At 57.3% G+C, this 459-nt stretch carries 1 pseudogene; it reads left to right on the forward strand.

Going from position 1 to position 459, the window contains the following annotated elements:
• Window positions 1-459 (forward strand): annotated as a pseudogene (locus ACTHUR_RS20395) (UDP-N-acetylglucosamine 1-carboxyvinyltransferase); the annotation flags it as partial.

Consider the following 459-nt stretch of genomic DNA (forward strand, 5'->3'; position numbering starts at 1 on the left):
GCTTTGGCCGAATGCCTCGTCAAAATGGGCGCAAAAATCAGTGGCATCGGTACAGCAACCATGACCATCGAAGGCGTAAAAGAGTTGCACGGCTGCGAACACAGCGTCGTTCCCGACCGTATCGAAGCCGGTACCTTCCTCTGCGCCGTCGCCATGACCGGCGGCAAAGTCGTCCTGCGCAATGCCGCCCCCAAAACCATGGAAGTTGTGTTAAACAAACTGACCGAAGCTGGCGCCATCATCGAAGCCGGCGACAACTGGATTTCCATCGACATGCAACAACGCCCCAAAGCCGTGGACATCCGTACCGTCGTCCACCCTGGCTTCCCAACCGACATGCAGGCGCAGTTTATGGCCATGAACGCCATTGCCGAAGGCAGCAGCCGCGTGGTGGAAACCATTTTTGAAAACCGCTTCATGCACGTTCCCGAACTCAACCGCATGGGCGCAGACATCACC

It is taken from the genome of Neisseria sp. P0021.S007 (genome assembly GCF_051956855.1).